The organism is Pseudomonas sp. 65/3-MNA-CIBAN-0223 (assembly GCF_040310425.1).
GTDB classification, from domain to species: domain Bacteria; phylum Pseudomonadota; class Gammaproteobacteria; order Pseudomonadales; family Pseudomonadaceae; genus Aquipseudomonas; species Aquipseudomonas gregormendelii.
Map to the genome: position 1 here is coordinate 186,831 of NZ_JBEOPV010000009.1, position 16,125 is coordinate 202,955.

The window sequence follows — 16,125 nt, forward strand, 5'->3', positions numbered from 1 at the left end:
AAAATGCAGGATGCACGATGGCCTTTCATGCAGATTGCACGAAAGCAAAAATTGGCTTATTTTTTATCTTATTGATTTGTAAGGGTTTTTATTATTTTCAAATGCTGGCACAAAGGGTGCAACTACCTCTCCATGCTTGCCAATCAAGTGCTAACGGAGCTGATAGACATGAGCCTGATCCAAGAAAAATTTACCTCCCTGTTCTCCAACTTCGAAGTGAACACTCAGCCACGCCCCGACGGCGGCATCCTGCTGACACTGCGCAGTCAGGAAGGCAAAGTCTTCAAACGCTCGATTTCCTACCAGCAACTGCATGCTGGCGACCAGTTGTCCTGGGTGATCAGCGCGATCCGTCGTGACCTGGCTGAGCAAGCCAGCGAGTTGCCACAGATTTCGATGCTGCAAAGCCAGCAACGGTTCGCTCTGCCGACTTATCATTCGGCGTAAATTGTCGCAGGGCTGCAAACAGTCAGGCCGTGAGAGCTTTCGCTTCACGGCCTGAGTTGTTTCTGAAGTTTGTAAGGCTTAACACGCCCCTGCCTGATTCCTGAGACGCGCCCCTGTAGGAGCGAGCTTGCTCGCGAAAAACTACCAGGCGCCTTGGCCACTCAGGCTTCCCGCGTCATCGTTGACGACCATCGCGAGCAAGCTCGCTCCTACAGTCCATAGTCTATTCGGAGACTGTTTAGTATCTGGTCGGATCGATGCTCGCGAAGCTGTCGACAGTCTGGTGACCAGTCAGCGTCCCGCCTTCACGTGCCAGGCCGCAGGTGGCCATGCCGGCTTCCCGCGCCGCGTCCAGTTCTTCGACGATATCCGACAGAAACAGAATTTGCGCCGCTTCAAGGCCAATCGCCTGAGTGATGCGCTGGTAAGACTGCGCCTCACGCTTTGGCCCCGAGGTCGTATCGAAGTAACCGCTGAATAACGGCGACAAATCCCCTGCCTCCGAGCAACCGAAAATCAGCTTCTGCGCCTGAATCGAGCCTGACGAATAAACAAAAAGTTGAAAACCCGCCTGATGCCACGCCTTGAGCGCTTCAACAGCATCCGGGTACACATGCCCCTGCAACTGCCCTGCCTTGTACCCCTGCTCCCAGACCATCCCTTGCAACGCCTTCAACGGCGTGGCCTTGCGGTCTTCGGCAATCCAGCCCAGGAGTATCTCGATGACACGCTCGACATCCGCCTGCGGCTCATGGCTGTCCTGGCGCACTGCGTCCAATTGCTCGGCCACATCGGCGCGCCCGGCCTGTTGCCGTACGAAATCCGGCAGGTGCCTGGCCGCATAGGGAAACAGTACGTCGAACACAAAGCTCACGGCGCTGGTGGTGCCTTCGATGTCGGTGAGGATTGCTTTGATCGGCATCGGCTCAGTCCTCGAGTCGCGGGAAGCGATTGGCGATGTCTTCGCCGGTGAAGTTGGCCACCCAGCCTTCAGGGTTATTGAACAGGCGGATTGCCACGAAGTGCGGATGTTCGCCCATGTCGAACCAATGCGGGGTACCGGCCGGCACCGAGATCAGGTCGTTCTTCTCGCACAGCACGGCGTAGACGTAATCGTCGATGTGCAGGGTAAACAATCCACGGCCGGCGACGAAAAATCTTACTTCGTCTTCGCCATGCCGGTGTTCGTCGAGGAACTTGGCGCGCAATTCGGCCTTCTGCGGGTGATCGCTGTTGAGGCTGATAACGTCGACCGTCACGTAGCCTCGTTCGGTCATCAGCTTGTCGATCTGCTCCTGGTACGCCGCGATCACTTCTTCCTGGCTGGCGCCGGGCTGGATCTTCGCCGCCGCTTGCCAGCGGTCGAAGCGCACGCCCTGCTCGGCCAGGGTCGAGGCGATGTCTTCGAAATGGGTCAGCACCTTGTTCGGAATGTCAGGGCTTGAGACGTGGTAAACGGACAGGCTGCTCATCAGGGCAACTCCTTAACGGTTCATGCGTTACGGTTGGAGAGCGAGCGCATCTTCAACTCGCACTCAAACAAAAATTCGAAGGCCTCGATCTGCCGCAACGCATCGCTCATGCGCGCGCCCCAGGTGTACAGGCCGTGGCCGCGAATCAGGTAACCCACGCAATCAGGGTGCGCCTCCAGCCAAGGCTGAACCTTGGCGGCGAGGCGCGCAATGTCCTGGTCATTGTCGAAGACAGGCACGCGCACCCGGGATTCGTGGGTCGATACGCCACTGAAGGCTTTTTGCAGTTCATAATCTTCGAACTCGATGAAGGCTTGCGGCGTCAGGCGCGACAGCACCGTGGCGTTCACCGAATGGGTGTGCAGCACCGCGCCGATGTCCCCGCGCCAGCTATACAGCTGGGTGTGCAGCAGGGTTTCGGCGGAGGGTTTCTTGCCCGGTTCCAGGCTGTTGCCCGACAGGTCGGTGGCCAGTACATCGTTCAGGCTCAACTGGCCTTTGTGCTTGCCGGACACGGTCAGCAGCGCCTCGGTGGGCGACAGACGGGTCGAATAGTTGCTGCTGGTGGCCGGCGACCAGCCGCGGCCATACAGAAAACGCCCGGCATCAATGATTTCCTGGGCGAGGTGTTCACGGGTAAGGCTCATGGCCGGTCCTCTTGCATGCGTGTGGCTATGATAACGGCAGCGGCGAAGGCTGCGAGACTGGCGATACTAAAGGTGAACGTGGCCCCGAGGGCATTCCAGCTGTAGCCGGAGTACAGCGCACCCAATGCGCCGCCAGTGCCAGCCAGGGCTGCGTACAACGCCTGGCCCTGCCCTTGCTGGCGCGCACCGAAACTACGTTGCACGAATTGGATGGCAGCGGCATGAAAACTGCCGAAGGTAGCCGCGTGCAGCACCTGGGCAAACAGCAGCACCCACACATATTCGGCGAACGAGCCCAGCAGCACCCAGCGCAGCGCCGCCAGCAGGAAACTCGCCAGCAGCACCCGGCGCACGGAGAACCGCGCAAGAATCTTGCTCATGCCCAGGAACATCAGGACTTCGGCCACCACCCCCAATGCCCAGAGCATGCCGATCAGTCCACGACTGTAGCCCAACTGCTCAAGGTGCAGGGTGAGGAAGGTGTAATAAGGGCCATGGCTCAGTTGCATTAGGCCCACGCAGGCGTAAAACGCCAGGACGCCCGGGCTGCGCAGCTGTTGCAGAAAACCGTCGCCGGCGATGCGTTCACTTTGCACCGGCTCGGCATTGGGCACCCACAGGCTGCTGATCACGATCCCGGCCATGATCAGCACCAGCGCCAACGGATAAATGTCCAGGCTCAACCACTCGAACAAGCGCCCCAGCGCGACGACGGTGATGATAAAACCGATGGAGCCCCACAAACGGACCTGGCTGTAGCGCGAGGTCTGGCCTTTCAAGTGCGCCAAGGTGATGACTTCGAACTGCGGCAGCACCGCGTGCCAGAAGAACGCGTGCAAGGCCATGACCATGGCCAGCCAGGCGTAGGTCTTGCTGACGAAAATAAGCGAGAACGAAAGCAGCGTGCAGACCGCACCGAAGCGCACGATCGCCAGGCGTCGGCCGCTGTAGTCACCCAGCCAGCCCCAGATATTGGGCGCCACGCACCGCATCAGCATCGGGATGGCCACCAGCTCGCCGATGCGCGCGCTGGAAAACCCCAGGTGATCGAAGTACAGCGCCAGAAACGGCGCCGTCGAACCGAGCAAGGCGAAATAGAACAGATAAAAACTGGAAAGCCGCCAGTACGGGAGTGCCGCTGTCGTCATCAGACAGCAGCGGCCTTGAGGCCAGCCATTAAAGCTGACCCAGCACCGGCGTGCTTACTTGCACATCGGCGTTCTGCCCACGGTGGCGCAGCAGGTGATCCATGAGCACGATGGCCATCATCGCTTCGGCAATCGGCGTGGCGCGGATGCCCACGCACGGGTCGTGACGGCCCTTGGTGATCACATCCGCCGGGTTGCCGTGGACGTCGATCGAACGGCCTGGCGTGGTAATGCTGGATGTCGGCTTCAACGCCAGGTGCGCAACGATCGGCTGTCCGGAGGAAATGCCGCCCAAAATGCCCCCGGCGTTATTGCTGAGGAAACCTTCGGGGGTCATTTCGTCGCGGTGTTCGGTGCCTCGCTGGGCGACGCTGGCGAAACCGGCGCCGATTTCCACGCCCTTGACTGCGTTGATGCTCATCAGCGCATGGGCCAGCTCGGCGTCAAGACGGTCGAAAATCGGCTCGCCCAGGCCTGGCATCACACCTTCAGCGACCACGGTGATCTTCGCGCCGACCGAATCCTGATCGCGGCGCAACTGGTCCATGTAGGCCTCAAGCTCGGGCACCTTGTCCGGGTCGGGGCTGAAGAAGGCGTTGTCTTCCACCGAATCCCAGGTCTTGAACGGAATCTCGATCGGGCCCAGCTGGCTCATGTAGCCCCGAATGACGATGCCCTGGGTCGCCAGGTATTTTTTTGCGATCGCGCCGGCCGCTACGCGCATCGCGGTTTCACGAGCCGAACTGCGGCCGCCACCGCGGTAATCGCGCTCGCCGTATTTGTGGTGATAGGTGTAGTCGGCGTGGGCCGGACGGAACAGATCCTTGATCGCCGAGTAGTCCTTGGACTTCTGGTCGGTGTTGCGAATCAACAGGCCGATGGCACACCCGGTGGTGCGGCCTTCGAACACGCCAGCAAGGATTTCCACCTCATCGGCTTCCTGACGTTGCGTGGTGTGACGGCTGGTGCCGGGTTTGCGGCGATCGAGGTCGCGCTGCAAATCCTCCAGGGAAATTTCCAGGCCCGGCGGGCAGCCGTCGACAATGGCGACCAACGCCGGACCATGGCTTTCGCCAGCGGTGGTGACAGTGAACAGCTTGCCGTAGGTATTGCCGGACATGCAGGACGCTCCGTGAATTGAACGTGAATACGTAATGCGCGCCAGTATACGCAGGCTACCCAAGTAGTTCATCCTCGAACCTTATGGGTGCCCGCGAGTCCAACCGGCACCTTTGTGAATGATGGCGTGATGATGCTGCGAGTTCTAGCCTTGAGCCTTACCTTGTTTACCGGATTTGTGCAGGCCACTGTCCTGCAACGTCCCATTTCGCTGGACACCGGCAGCGGCGAACTGTTTGGTTCGTTGTTGCTGCCAAAGTCCGACACCCCCGTGCCCGTGGTGCTGATCATTTCCGGCTCCGGCCCGACCGATCGCGACGGCAATAACCCCGACGGCGGGCGCAATGACAGCCTCAAGCGCCTGTCCTGGGTGCTGGCCAAACACAACATCGCCAGCGTGCGCTACGACAAGCGCGGCGTTGCCGCGAGCCTGCCCGCCACCCCGGACGAGCGCAATCTGTCAGTGGAGGGCTACGTGTCCGACGCCCAGGCGTGGGGGCGCAAGCTCAAGGCCGACCCGCGATTCGGCCAGTTGATTCTGCTGGGGCACAGCGAAGGTGCCTTGATCGCCAGCCTCGCCGCGCCCGATGTCGATGCCGCAGCCGTGATTTCCATGTCCGGCAGCGCTCGCCCAATTGACCAGGTACTGCGCCAGCAATTGAGCAACCGTCTGCCTGCGCCCTTGATGTTGCGCGCCAACGAATTGCTCGACAGCCTCAAGGCCGGCCACACCGACGACAACGTGCCGCCGCAACTGCAGGTGATTTTCCGCCCGAGCGTGCAGCCGTACCTGATCTCACTGTTTCGCCAGGATCCGGCAGCGGCGTTCGCCAAGCTTGCGATGCCGGCGCTGATCATCCAGGGCAGTAACGACATCCAGGTCGGTGTCGGTGACGCCAAACTGCTTAAGGCGGCCAAGCCGGACGCCGAACTGGCACTGATTGAAGGCATGAACCACGTGATGCGCATCGTGCCCAACGACGTGAAGCGCCAGTTGGCGTCGTACAAGGATCCGAATTTGCCGCTAGCCGCCGAGCTGGGCTCACGCATCATCGGGTTTATTGACGGACTTCGTGCCAGTTAAGCGCTATTGACCCTCCAGTCCTGCAGAAAACGGCCGATAAGCCGGTGTCGCCAGCAATAAGCCTGGCGACACGCCGAGCTTGGACAGGACCTTGCCGTTATGACTGACACCCCGACTTCACCCGCCACCGCAGCTGAACAGGACGCGCCCCCAGCGGTCGAGCTGCCGTGGGCGGACGTGCACGCCGAGCATCGCCAGATGCTGCGCCTGGCTCCCCTGCAGACTGATCGCAACACCGGTGGGCGACCGCTGCGCTTTGTCGAATTCGGCTACGCCGAACGTCATGACAAGGAACGCAGCCTGATGCGCATGAGCATCACCCTGCCCGGCCAGCGAGTGCGCAAGGAACAGAACCTGCTGGATGTGTGGGTCGATCACCAGGACAAAAGCGTGCACTTCGGCCCCGACAGCGGCTTGCAGATCGAACCGATGAATCGTGGCGTCGGTCGCTTCATGGCGACCCACGGCATCACCTGGCTGAAGCAACGCTGGCCCGGGTACAGGGTCAACGGCCGCGATCTCAATAACAAGGACGCGCTGAACGAAGACACCCGCCTGCGTCGTGATGACTTCCTCAAGGGGCACGGTTTTGAAGTGGTCTATGCCGATGCCCAGCATCTCAAGGGCAGCGTCAAGGACGTGCCGGTCGGCGACCTGAAGGCGCAGTGGAACAGCGAGAAGGTGCAGGTGGTGGAGATTCTCGAGGCGGCGCAGATGCTCCAGCAGGCCGAGCAGAACCTGGCCGAGCAGGAGGTCAAACTCAAGCAACACGAGGAAAAGGTCAGCAAGTACCGGCGCGAGGACACGGCGCTGCGCTTTACCATCTCATGCCTGGTGGCATTTGCGGTGTTTCAGGCGGGGTTGTTGATCTGGATTGCTACGCACAGGTAGGGCTTGGGGGCTATGGTGCCGCCATCGCTGGCAAGCCAGGCTCCCACAGGATTACTGTCGTTGCGATAATGGCTGAACGACACAAAAACCTGTGGGAGCCTGGCTTGCCAGCGATAGCGTCCTCGGGTCAGACGCGGGACGCGAATAGCGCCTGATGCTCCCGGCACTGCTGCGCCGTCAACATGAACACCCCGTGTCCACCGCGCTCGAAGTCCAGCCAGGCGAAATCGACTTCCGGGTACAACCCCCCGACGTGCACCTGGCTGTTGCCTACTTCGACAATCAGCAAACCCTTCTCGGTCAAATGCTCGCCGGCTTGTGCGAGCATGCGGCGCACCAGGTTCAAGCCATCGTCGCCGCAGGCCAGGCCAAGTTCCGGCTCATGCTGGTACTCGTCCGGCATGTCGGCAAAATCTTCGGCATCGACATAAGGCGGGTTCGACACGATCAGGTCGAAGCGCTGCCCTGGCAACCCATCGAACCCATCGCCCTGCACCGTGTACACGCGCTCGTCGACGCCATGGCGCTCGATGTTCTGGTTGGCCACTTCCAGCGCTTCGAAGGACAGGTCGGCCAGCACCACCTCGGCGTTCTGGAATTCGTAGGCGCAGGCAATCCCGATGCAGCCGGAACCGGTGCACAGGTCGAGGATTCGTGCAGGCTCGCTGCCCAGCCATGGCTCGAAACGTTTTTCGATCAGCTCGCCGATCGGCGAGCGCGGGATCAGCACGCGTTCGTCCACGATGAACGACATGCCGCAGAACCAGGCCTCACCGAGCAAATAGGCGGTGGGAATACGTTCTTCGATGCGCCGCTTGAGCAATCGCTGGAGGTTGACCAACTCGTCGTCTTCCAGGTTGCAGTCGAGGTAGCTGTCCGCCATTTCCCACGGCAGGTGCAATGCACCCAACACCAGTTGACGAGCTTCGTCCCAGGCGTTGTCGGTCCCATGGCCGAAGAACAGATCCTCCCCATGGAAGCGGCTGACGGCCCAACGGATATGGTCGCGCAGGGTACGAAGTCGGGAAGTGATCACGGGGGCAAACTCTCTGAAAAAACGACTGCCGATTCTACCAGCCAAAACGCCTGGCGACGACGCCGTAAAAACATCCCGGCAAATGTAGGACTTTTCTGTTTTTTCGCCAGGCCGATGAACAAATTGTGAGTACTGACAAGGCTGCAAGCCAGTAAAGACGGCATCTGCGATGGTAGCGATTCACAGAATCGCTCAGCCAGAGGACAATGTCGCAAAAGCCCCACCCGAAGGAGCCCCAGAATGTCCGTTCCAAAAACGATGTTTCAACTCAGCGGCCGCGGTTATGCAGCAGCCAATCTGAGTCATGCGACCCTTGTCATCATCGATGCCCAGAAGGAATACCTCAGTGGTCCCCTGGCCCTGAACGGCATGGATGCTGCCGTCGCGAACATCAAGCAACTGGTAAGCGCTGCCCGCGCCGCCGGCCGGCCAATCGTGCATGTGCGTCACCTTGGCACCGTGGGTGGTCTGTTTGACCCCCAGGGCGAACGCGGTGAATTCATTCCAGGCCTGGAGCCCCTGGCCGACGAAACCATCATCGGCAAACTGCTGCCGAGCGCGTTTCACGGCACCGAATTGCTGGAGCGCTTGCAGAATCTGGGCTCGCTGGACCTGATCGTATGCGGCTTCATGAGCCATTCCAGCGTCAGCACCACCGTACGCGCGGCGAAAAACCTGGGCTTTCGCTGCACCCTCGTCGAAGACGCCTGTGCCACCCGCGACCTGCCCTACAAGGGCACAGTCCTTAGCGCCGAACACGTGCAGCAGACAGAAATGGCGATCATGGCGGACAACTTCGCCACCCTCGCCCTGACTCACGAACTGATTTGACCGATGCCTGACGAGCGGTGCATATCGCCGCTCATCCGCAAAAGCCTCTCATTTGCTGTAATTGTCTTAGCCTCAGGAACATCCCGGTCAACTCCCGGTCGAAGGGCCGATACCCATTGAGGAAGGTCGGAATGAAGTTATCCGATGGTTTTGACGCTCGGCGCCTGCGCCCCAAAGGCCAGAGCAACTGGCGTTTTCGTTTTGGTGCCGCGTTCGCTGCGCTGCTGGCCACCTGCGGCGTGCTGCTCGCGATGGCCGGCGCTGCCAGCCTGCTCGGCCGCCCGCCCGCACTCGGCGAACTGAATGCAAGCCCATTGGGCTCGACGATCATCCTGGCTGTCGGGCTGTTCGTTTTGTACCTGGGCGTATGGTTGTGGCGCCGCTGCCGTCGTCGCGCGCGGCAATCACGGGAACTGAACATGTCGCCGCACTTGATGAAAAAACACGATTGATGCAAAGGCCCGCCTGCTGACGGGCCTCAATTGTTATGGCTCAAGCCCCGACTTGGGTAAACTGGCCGCCCTTCGCGGAGGCTGACATGCAAGACGACGATTTTTCCCTGTTCAAAAGTGCGATCCAAGGCGTCAAGCCGATCAAGCACGATCGCGCCGAAACCGGCAAACCCAAGGCTGACCGCGCGCAGATCGCCAAGCTGCGCCAGGCCGCAACCGTGCGCACCGATGCCACCACCGTTGACGGCCTGTCCGACCAGTTCGTGATCGACGTCGGCCCCGAAGACGAGCTGATGTGGGCCCGTGACGGGGTGCAGGAAAGCCAGATGCGCAAGCTCAAGGTCGGCCAGATCCCTTTCGAAGGCAGCCTCGACCTGCACGGCATGACCGTGGAAAAAGCCCGGGAAACCCTGTGGGCCTTCCTCGCCGAAGCCACCAAATTCGAAATCCGCTGCGTGCGCGTCACCCATGGCAAAGCCGTGCGCCTGGACGGCAAGCGCCCGATGATCAAAAGCCACGTCAACACCTGGCTGCGCCAGCATTCCCAAGTGCTCGGCTTCACCTCGTGCCAGGCCCGACACGGCGGTGCCGGAGCGGTTTATGTGATGCTCAAGCGCACCATGATGGAAGGTCGCGACGATTAAACCTGTCGCTTCACGCTTGCAGCGCCGTGTCCGCCACCGTACCCTTGCCCTTTGCGTAGAATCCCACAGGTAGTTTCATGTCCCTGGAACAGAATTACACCGCGATTCTCGGCCAATTGGGCGAGGACGTATCCCGCGAGGGCCTGCTCGACACGCCAAAGCGTGCCGCCAAAGCCATGCAGTATCTCTGCCGCGGCTATGAACAGACGCTGGAAGAAGTCACCAATGGTGCCTTGTTCAGCTCCGACAACAGCGAAATGGTGCTGGTGAAGGACATCGAGCTCTACTCGTTGTGCGAGCATCACCTGCTGCCGTTCATCGGCAAGGCGCATGTTGCCTACATTCCGAGTGGCAAGGTGCTGGGGCTGTCGAAAGTCGCGCGGATCGTCGATATGTACGCCCGCCGCCTGCAGATCCAGGAAAACCTCAGCCGCCAGATCGCCGACGCGGTAATGGAAGTCACCGGCGCGCTGGGCGTTGCAGTGGTGATCGAGGCCAAGCACATGTGCATGATGATGCGCGGTGTGGAGAAGCAGAATTCGTCGATGATCACGTCTGTGATGCTCGGTGAGTTCCGTGAGAACGCCGCGACTCGCAGCGAATTCCTCAGCCTCATCAAGTAATTCGCAACACGGAGAAAACCGGCATTCATCGCCGGTTTTTTTTCGTCCGGCAAAAATCAGGTAAGCTGCGCGCCTTTATCAATTCCCACCGTGAGGCTTGTACCGTGTTCGTAAAAGCGCTTCGTGTCGGCCTTGGCCAACTGATCATCTTCATCGACTTCATCACCCGCCCGGGCAAGAAGCAGCGCCCGGCCGAGGTTCAGGCCAAGGTCAACTCCGCCGCCAGGGACCTGACCCTGTATCAATTCCACGCCTGCCCGTTCTGCGTCAAAACCCGCCGCGCCCTGCGCCGCCTGAATGTTCCGGTTGCGTTGCGCGATGCGAAGAACAACGAACAGGATCGCCAGACGCTGCTGGATCAAGGCGGCAAAATCAAGGTGCCGTGCCTGCGCATCGAAGAGAATGGGCAGACCACCTGGATGTATGAGTCCAAGGTGATCATTGATTATCTGGATAAGCGGTTTGCAGCGGCTTGATCCATTTGGATGTTTGATCTGGCGCCTTCGCGTACTCGTAAGTGGGCCAGCACAGCCAAGCCTGGTTGCGCTCGCGCGCAACACGACATGCATGCCGCACACAAGTAAAGCCCACCAGATTGTGGGCTTTACTTGCGTGCGGCACGAAAATAAACTCGGCTTCAGGATGCGGGGCTCATGCGTTGCAAAAACATAAACTCTTCAACCAATCTCGTTCGCTCCTGCTTAAGCTTGGAAATAGAGTCCTTAAATTCTTTAATTTTTTTCTCACGGTTTTCATCTTCTTTCTTGAAAGTAGAGATAGAATTATTTATTTCAGTAATTTCTTGCTCAGAAATTTTGTTATCCGGACTTTCCGCTTCGCTCGTCATTAATTCAACTAGTTGCCTATGGTCTTTTTCAAGCTTGTCTTTATCCAACTGCAACTTCTCTAGTTTAGCTGGAGAATCCAAAAAGTCTTTCACAAGTCTTTTCCACTCCTCACCCGCAGCATTTGGGACTTTAATGTATTGTGGATATTTCCCATCGCCCTCTTTTTTCACAGAACCGAATGTCTTGATAACAAATTCATCTCTTTGTATGTAAGAGGACCACGTTTCTGTTCCAAAACCAGTATTTGTATGATCATAGATCTTGCCCTCGACGGCCCAATCCAGACGTTGACTTACCGCGACGCCATTCCTTGACGCGTGCTCCAAAGCTAGATCTTTGCTATTTTTCAGACTCTGAATTTGTCTGTCTATCGTGGAAATTTTCTTTTCATGTGGTTTCTGAACATTAGCAATGAGCTTAGCGGTTTTCTTCCGAAGGTTGTTGCGAATAGATTCCAAGTCGCTATCACTGGCTTTTGCCCATTCAATCTTTTTTTCAAGGGGTGCTTTTCTTTCTGCGTTTCTGCGATTTTTACCATCAAGCCTTTCAACTTCTCCTTCTTTGTCGTCAATCTCAGCGTCAATACTACGCATTCTAAGCCGTATGTTTTTCTCATCAACTTTCTTGGCGATCGGTATAATTTTTTCCTCGATAGATATTAACTGCCCCTGTTTTTTATCGAACATACGAGAGTTCTGATCGACGAGTTTTACACGCAGCGAAATAAACAGCCCCTTCAGATCACCTGTACTTTTTCCCATTGATTTAATTGCATTCATCAATGCGGGATTATTTTTGGTGTTATCAAGCTCACCGACTATTTTATCGAGCTTGCCCAAGTTCTTTTTTGAAACTTTATCGGCTGCGTGCAGTTCATCTAATTTACGACTGAGTGGTCCTTGCGCTGGACCGGACAAACCTGAAGACTGCATAATTACCCCACCCTTGAAATTTTTTATAAGCAATTACATAAAAATCTTAAATAAATATACGATGTAATGGATAAGGGTATCTTGCAAAATACGCTCTTTATCATTCTGAGCGCCATCATGGTCAGTTAACTCCATCCCCCAGGTGGTTTGAACGCTATCGCGTGCTCGTAAGCAGCAGGTGGAGATATTGCGCTCCCGAGTGCGCCTACCCTCCAAAACCTGACCCTATTAGAGTGCTACTACGTATTGCCGCGGTTTGGCTGGCAAACCCATGTCGCCATACGCAATCCATTTTCAGAACAAAGCCAGGATTAAAATAAACCTTACAATTGGCCGGTTTATTAGTTCTACCTTCAGGCCACCTGGGCGACTCCGGCCTGACGCACGACCGCCGCCAGACGCCTATGAGTTTGATTCGTTGATCCATCGGGGACTCTCGATTCCATGGCATGGTCAGGCACCTCCTGACCGCATTTTTGCACCTGTAAACGATGCCTCTGGTTTAAAACGTAAAGGAAGTCCCCGGTTTCTACCCGGGCAAGCCCGCTCCCACAGGGTTTGGGTGGTGGACGCCATATTTATGTTCGACGGATACCACTGTGGGAGCCGGGCTTGCCCGCGATGGCGTCTGCACATCCGACATTGATGTGGCAGGGAGATTGCCATCGCAAGCCCCCTCCCACAGGGTGTTGGTGATGGACGCAGCATTTGCGTTCGGCGGATATCACTGTGGGATCGGGCTTGCTCGCGAAGGCGGCATGCCAGGCGATATACTCCGATCTGCAAAGTTTTCGTCTACAAAAGCAAAAACAATATTTGCTTTATTTGTACACAAAAGCATAATCCACCTCGTGCGAGTTCCTGACCAAGAGGTCAACAAATTCGCAAGTGCCTCAAAGGACCGCTGCCGCCCTCATGGGTCCGGTCCTGGAAATAACAATAAAACTCTTGAGGAGTACTCGCTGTGGAAAGCCGCAAATCCGAAGCATCGACGCTGGACCTCTCGCCGCCCGCCCCCACCGGCTGGCTGGAGCGTCTGTTTAAACTCAGCTTGCATGGCACCACGGTGAAGACCGAGTTGATTGCCGGTCTGACAACCTTCATCACCATGGCTTACATCATTTTCGTCAACCCCAACATCATGGCCGATGCCGGGATTGATCACGGTGCGGCTTTCGTCGCCACCTGCATCGCCGCTGCGCTGGGCTGCCTGCTGATGGGCCTTTATGCCAACTGGCCGGTCGGCCTGGCACCGGGCATGGGGCTTAACGCGTTCTTCACCTACACCGTGGTCGGCACCATGGGCTACAACTGGGAAACGGCCCTTGGCGCGGTCTTCGTGTCTGGCGTGCTGTTCATGTTCCTGACCTTCTCGCGGATCCGCGAATGGCTGCTCAACAGCATTCCAGTGAGTTTGCGCTACGCCATGGGCGCCGGCGTTGGGTTGTTCCTGGGGCTGATCGGCCTGAAAACCGCGGGCATCGTCGTCGATAGCCCGGCTACCCTGATCAAACTGGGCTCCCTGCGCGAACCTGGCCCGCTGCTGGCAGCCATCTGCTTCCTGATGATTGCTGTTCTCAGCTACCACAGGGTATTTGGCGCGATTCTGATCAGCATCATCACCGTGACACTGGCAGGCTGGGGCCTGGGCCTTGTGCATTATGAAGGCATCATGTCGGCCCCGCCGAGCCTGGCCCCGACCTGGATGGCCATGGACGTCGCCGGCGTGTTCAATGTCAGCATGATCAGCGTGGTACTCGCCTTTCTCTTCGTGCACATGTTCGACACCGCCGGCACCCTCATGGGCGTGGCCCAGCGCGCCGGCCTGGTAAATGCCGACGGCAAGATCGAAAACCTCTCCCGTGCCCTTAAGGCCGACAGTGCTTCCAGTGTATTCGGTGCGGTAGTGGGTGTGCCGCCCGTCACCAGTTATGTGGAAAGTGCCGCTGGCGTTGCCGCAGGTGGTCGGACTGGTCTTACCGCAGTCACCGTAGGTGTGCTATTTATTGCCGCGATGTTCTTCGCACCGCTGGCCGGGATGATTCCCGCCTACGCCACAGCCGGCGCGCTGATCTATGTCGCCATGTTGATGATGGGCGGCATGGCTCACATCGAATGGGATGAAGCGACCGACAGTATCCCGGCGATTGTCACCGCGATCATGATGCCCCTGACGTTCTCCGTTGCCGACGGTATCGCCCTGGGTTTCATCACCTACGTGGCACTGAAGGCCGGCACGGGCAAGTACAAGGAAATTTCCGTCAGCCTGTGGGTGTTGTGCGCGATCTTCATCGCCAAGTTCGTTTTCTTGTAAGCGTTACGCAGTAAGCGTTACGAACCAGCCTCACCCCGTCGGGTGGGGCTTTTGCGCAAATGGAGGAAAGTGATGAGTCTGGAAACCTGGCTGCTGTTCAGCGGCGCTGCACTGGTGGTGATCCTGATCCCGGGACCGCTGTCGTTGCTGATGATCAGCAACAGCCTGAATTACGGTCTGCGACGGTCTTACCCCGCCTTCCTCGGGGGAGTGATTGCCTCGATCTGCCTGCTCAGCGCTTCTGCACTGGGCCTGGGCGCCCTGCTGCTGGCTTCGGAACAGCTGTTCAGCGCGCTGAAGATCGTCGGTGCGCTGTACCTGTTCTACCTCGCCTGGCAGAGCTGGCAGCAATCGCGCCAACCGTCGGTGGGCGCTGAAGTGCCCCAGACGGCCGCTGTTCCGCGCTTTCGCGCACTGTTCGGGCGCGCATTTGTATTGGGCGCAAGTAATCCGAAGGACATTCTTTTCTTCGCTGCGTTTCTGCCACAGTTTTTGAGCGCCGAACAACCGTTCCTGCCGCAATTACTGGTGATGATTGCGACGTGGACGGTGCTGGATCTGCTGTGCAAGTTGGCTTATGGGCTGGGTGCGCACGGCGCGGCGCGGTATCTGCGAAGCGGCAAGGGGCAGAGTTGGTTTAACCGGATCAGTGCCGGCCTGTTCAGTGGTGCGGGTGCTGCGTCGCTGTTGAGCCGTTAGCAAGGCAAAATCAAAAGATCGTCCGAACGCGGCCCGAGCCTTCGGACGATCTGGAGGTGATGTTGCCTGTTGGGGCCTCATCGCGGGCAACCCCGCTCCCACAGTGGATTGTGGTGCTCTTTTGACTTTCCAGCAGGCAAAAAAAAGCCCGCAGTGTGAGCGGGCGAAAGACCAAAGAAGCTATATGCGCAGTCGCTTCCCGGTTGGGGCAGCTGCTTGGGGGATCAGCTGCCGCGATACGTGGAATAGCTGTACGGCGAGATCAGCAGCGGTACGTGGTAGTGATCCTGCTCGGCAGAGATGCCAAACCGCAACACCACGACGTCCAGAAACGCTGGCTCCGGCAACTGCACGCCACGGGCGCGGTAGTAGTCGCCTGCATGAAATTGCACCTGATAAACCCCGGTACGGTAGTCATCGCCTTGCAGCAGCGGTGCATCGACCCGCCCGTCGCTGTTGGTTATCGCGCTGGCGACCAATTCCAGCTGCGAGCCTTCAACGCGGTAGAGCTCGACCTTGATCGAGCTGCCCGGGCAACCGTGTGCTGCGTCCAAAACGTGAGTAGTCAAACGTCCCATTGATTCTGCGCGCCTGCGGTATCGAACCGTCAGGCCTCGCGCCTCCCGAAGTCAGTTAAAAAGGAGACCGCACCGATTCGGAGCACGAAACGCTGCGGCGAGGAACTGATTAAGACACTTTTCAAAAAAATTGTACACAATAAAAACGACATTTTTCGTGTCACTCCTGCCCACTGCCGATCAGTGCTGTATCTGCCTGCTCGGCAGGCCACCTCAGGACCTTCGATCCATTAGCTGACCATTCAGGCAGGTTTCTTGCACTACCACTGCAAGATGACAGCGAGTGAAAAATGCGAAAATTCAGACTTACAATGTGGATATAAAGTTGTATACAATCATCCCATCGCTGTGACGCCAGCC

At 58.1% G+C, this 16,125-nt stretch carries 18 protein-coding genes; 10 read left to right on the forward strand and 8 right to left on the reverse strand.

Annotation, left to right across the window (positions count from 1 at the left end):
* The first annotated feature begins 168 nt into the window (after positions 1-168).
* Positions 169-447 (forward strand): DUF3509 domain-containing protein, encoded by a 279-nt coding sequence (locus AAEZ09_RS13415; protein WP_045059161.1) that lies wholly within the window; start codon positions 169-171, stop codon positions 445-447.
* A gap of 238 nt (positions 448-685) precedes the next feature.
* Here the strand turns inward: AAEZ09_RS13415 and mtnC are convergent, their stop codons facing one another.
* The 5 genes from mtnC to aroC are packed head-to-tail and all read right to left on the reverse strand — an operon-like array spanning position 686 to position 4,834.
* Positions 686-1,369 (reverse strand): acireductone synthase, encoded by a 684-nt coding sequence (mtnC, locus tag AAEZ09_RS13420; RefSeq protein WP_045059160.1) that lies wholly within the window; start codon positions 1,367-1,369, stop codon positions 686-688.
* Positions 1,370-1,373: 4 nt separating this feature from the next.
* Complete coding sequence (locus AAEZ09_RS13425) at positions 1,374-1,919, reverse strand: 1,2-dihydroxy-3-keto-5-methylthiopentene dioxygenase (RefSeq protein WP_045059159.1); 546 nt, start codon at positions 1,917-1,919, stop codon at positions 1,374-1,376.
* A 20-nt stretch (positions 1,920-1,939) separates the two neighbouring features.
* Entirely contained in the window at positions 1,940-2,566 is a 627-nt protein-coding gene (locus tag AAEZ09_RS13430; RefSeq protein ID WP_205892387.1) for a methylthioribulose 1-phosphate dehydratase, read from the reverse strand.
* The gene (locus AAEZ09_RS13435; RefSeq protein ID WP_045059157.1) at positions 2,563-3,714 is read right to left on the reverse strand and encodes an MFS transporter; all 1,152 of its coding nucleotides are present in this window, start codon (positions 3,712-3,714) and stop codon (positions 2,563-2,565) included. The genes AAEZ09_RS13430 and AAEZ09_RS13435 overlap by 4 nt, the downstream gene beginning before the upstream one ends.
* A 28-nt stretch (positions 3,715-3,742) precedes the next feature.
* Positions 3,743-4,834 carry a chorismate synthase gene (gene aroC / locus AAEZ09_RS13440; RefSeq protein ID WP_045059156.1) on the reverse strand — a complete coding sequence of 364 codons (1,092 nt, stop codon included), beginning with the start codon at positions 4,832-4,834 and terminating at the stop codon, positions 3,743-3,745.
* Between the two features lie 129 nt (positions 4,835-4,963).
* Between aroC and AAEZ09_RS13445 the strand changes: the two genes are divergently transcribed.
* Positions 4,964-5,917: an alpha/beta hydrolase gene (locus AAEZ09_RS13445; RefSeq protein ID WP_350599798.1), complete on the forward strand. Its 954-nt coding sequence runs from the start codon at positions 4,964-4,966 to the stop codon at positions 5,915-5,917.
* Between the two features lie 99 nt (positions 5,918-6,016).
* The gene (locus AAEZ09_RS13450; RefSeq protein ID WP_205892385.1) at positions 6,017-6,808 is read left to right on the forward strand and encodes a hypothetical protein; all 792 of its coding nucleotides are present in this window, start codon (positions 6,017-6,019) and stop codon (positions 6,806-6,808) included.
* Between the two features lie 127 nt (positions 6,809-6,935).
* Here the strand turns inward: AAEZ09_RS13450 and prmB are convergent, their stop codons facing one another.
* Positions 6,936-7,844 carry a 50S ribosomal protein L3 N(5)-glutamine methyltransferase gene (prmB, locus tag AAEZ09_RS13455; RefSeq protein WP_350599733.1) on the reverse strand — a complete coding sequence of 303 codons (909 nt, stop codon included), beginning with the start codon at positions 7,842-7,844 and terminating at the stop codon, positions 6,936-6,938.
* 240 nt (positions 7,845-8,084) lie between these two features.
* Here prmB and AAEZ09_RS13460 point away from each other — a divergent pair, with 240 nt between their 5' ends.
* The 5 genes from AAEZ09_RS13460 to AAEZ09_RS13480 all read left to right on the forward strand — a co-directional run bounded on the left by AAEZ09_RS13460 (position 8,085) and on the right by AAEZ09_RS13480 (position 10,870).
* Complete coding sequence (locus tag AAEZ09_RS13460) at positions 8,085-8,675, forward strand: cysteine hydrolase family protein (RefSeq protein WP_045059152.1); 591 nt, start codon at positions 8,085-8,087, stop codon at positions 8,673-8,675.
* Positions 8,676-8,806: 131 nt separating this feature from the next.
* A complete protein-coding gene (locus tag AAEZ09_RS13465) occupies positions 8,807-9,127 on the forward strand; it encodes a hypothetical protein (protein ID WP_045059151.1) in 321 nt (106 codons plus the stop codon).
* An 86-nt stretch (positions 9,128-9,213) separates the two neighbouring features.
* Positions 9,214-9,771, forward strand: a complete 558-nt coding sequence (locus tag AAEZ09_RS13470) for a Smr/MutS family protein (protein ID WP_045059150.1) — start codon at positions 9,214-9,216, stop codon at positions 9,769-9,771.
* A 77-nt stretch (positions 9,772-9,848) separates the two neighbouring features.
* Positions 9,849-10,394, forward strand: a complete 546-nt coding sequence (folE, locus tag AAEZ09_RS13475; RefSeq protein ID WP_045059149.1) for a GTP cyclohydrolase I FolE — start codon at positions 9,849-9,851, stop codon at positions 10,392-10,394.
* 104 nt (positions 10,395-10,498) lie between these two features.
* On the forward strand, positions 10,499-10,870 hold the full coding sequence (locus AAEZ09_RS13480; protein WP_350599735.1) for a glutathione S-transferase N-terminal domain-containing protein: 372 nt from the start codon (positions 10,499-10,501) through the stop codon (positions 10,868-10,870).
* 161 nt (positions 10,871-11,031) lie between these two features.
* Here the strand turns inward: AAEZ09_RS13480 and AAEZ09_RS13485 are convergent, their stop codons facing one another.
* Positions 11,032-12,174, reverse strand: a complete 1,143-nt coding sequence (locus AAEZ09_RS13485) for a hypothetical protein (protein WP_350599736.1) — start codon at positions 12,172-12,174, stop codon at positions 11,032-11,034.
* A gap of 964 nt (positions 12,175-13,138) precedes the next feature.
* On the opposite strand from AAEZ09_RS13485, the gene AAEZ09_RS13490 reads away from it, so the two are divergent.
* Together AAEZ09_RS13490 and AAEZ09_RS13495 are read left to right on the forward strand one after the other, a co-directional pair.
* Positions 13,139-14,488 (forward strand): NCS2 family permease, encoded by a 1,350-nt coding sequence (locus AAEZ09_RS13490; protein ID WP_045060233.1) that lies wholly within the window; start codon positions 13,139-13,141, stop codon positions 14,486-14,488.
* Between the two features lie 72 nt (positions 14,489-14,560).
* The gene (locus tag AAEZ09_RS13495) at positions 14,561-15,187 is read left to right on the forward strand and encodes a LysE family translocator (protein ID WP_045060232.1); all 627 of its coding nucleotides are present in this window, start codon (positions 14,561-14,563) and stop codon (positions 15,185-15,187) included.
* A 224-nt stretch (positions 15,188-15,411) separates the two neighbouring features.
* Here AAEZ09_RS13495 and uraH read toward each other — a convergent pair whose 3' ends face one another.
* The gene (gene uraH / locus AAEZ09_RS13500; protein ID WP_008031462.1) at positions 15,412-15,765 is read right to left on the reverse strand and encodes a hydroxyisourate hydrolase; all 354 of its coding nucleotides are present in this window, start codon (positions 15,763-15,765) and stop codon (positions 15,412-15,414) included.
* Positions 15,766-16,125 lie beyond the last annotated feature (360 nt).

Bases quoted from the DNA above. Each gene is read 5' to 3' on its own strand.
- AAEZ09_RS13465 (WP_045059151.1), top strand. From the start codon at position 8,807: ATGAAGTTATCCGATGGTTTTGACGCTCGGCGCCTGCGCCCCAAAGGC.
- AAEZ09_RS13425 (WP_045059159.1), bottom strand. From the start codon at position 1,919: ATGAGCAGCCTGTCCGTTTACCACGTCTCAAGCCCTGACATTCCGAAC.
- AAEZ09_RS13485 (WP_350599736.1), bottom strand. From the start codon at position 12,174: ATGCAGTCTTCAGGTTTGTCCGGTCCAGCGCAAGGACCACTCAGTCGT.
- AAEZ09_RS13415 (WP_045059161.1), top strand. From the start codon at position 169: ATGAGCCTGATCCAAGAAAAATTTACCTCCCTGTTCTCCAACTTCGAA.
- aroC (WP_045059156.1), bottom strand. From the start codon at position 4,834: ATGTCCGGCAATACCTACGGCAAGCTGTTCACTGTCACCACCGCTGGC.
- uraH (WP_008031462.1), bottom strand. From the start codon at position 15,765: ATGGGACGTTTGACTACTCACGTTTTGGACGCAGCACACGGTTGCCCG.
- AAEZ09_RS13430 (WP_205892387.1), bottom strand. From the start codon at position 2,566: ATGAGCCTTACCCGTGAACACCTCGCCCAGGAAATCATTGATGCCGGG.
- AAEZ09_RS13445 (WP_350599798.1), top strand. From the start codon at position 4,964: ATGATGCTGCGAGTTCTAGCCTTGAGCCTTACCTTGTTTACCGGATTT.
- AAEZ09_RS13460 (WP_045059152.1), top strand. From the start codon at position 8,085: ATGTCCGTTCCAAAAACGATGTTTCAACTCAGCGGCCGCGGTTATGCA.
- AAEZ09_RS13495 (WP_045060232.1), top strand. From the start codon at position 14,561: ATGAGTCTGGAAACCTGGCTGCTGTTCAGCGGCGCTGCACTGGTGGTG.
- AAEZ09_RS13450 (WP_205892385.1), top strand. From the start codon at position 6,017: ATGACTGACACCCCGACTTCACCCGCCACCGCAGCTGAACAGGACGCG.
- AAEZ09_RS13470 (WP_045059150.1), top strand. From the start codon at position 9,214: ATGCAAGACGACGATTTTTCCCTGTTCAAAAGTGCGATCCAAGGCGTC.
- mtnC (WP_045059160.1), bottom strand. From the start codon at position 1,369: ATGCCGATCAAAGCAATCCTCACCGACATCGAAGGCACCACCAGCGCC.
- AAEZ09_RS13435 (WP_045059157.1), bottom strand. From the start codon at position 3,714: ATGACGACAGCGGCACTCCCGTACTGGCGGCTTTCCAGTTTTTATCTG.
- folE (WP_045059149.1), top strand. From the start codon at position 9,849: ATGTCCCTGGAACAGAATTACACCGCGATTCTCGGCCAATTGGGCGAG.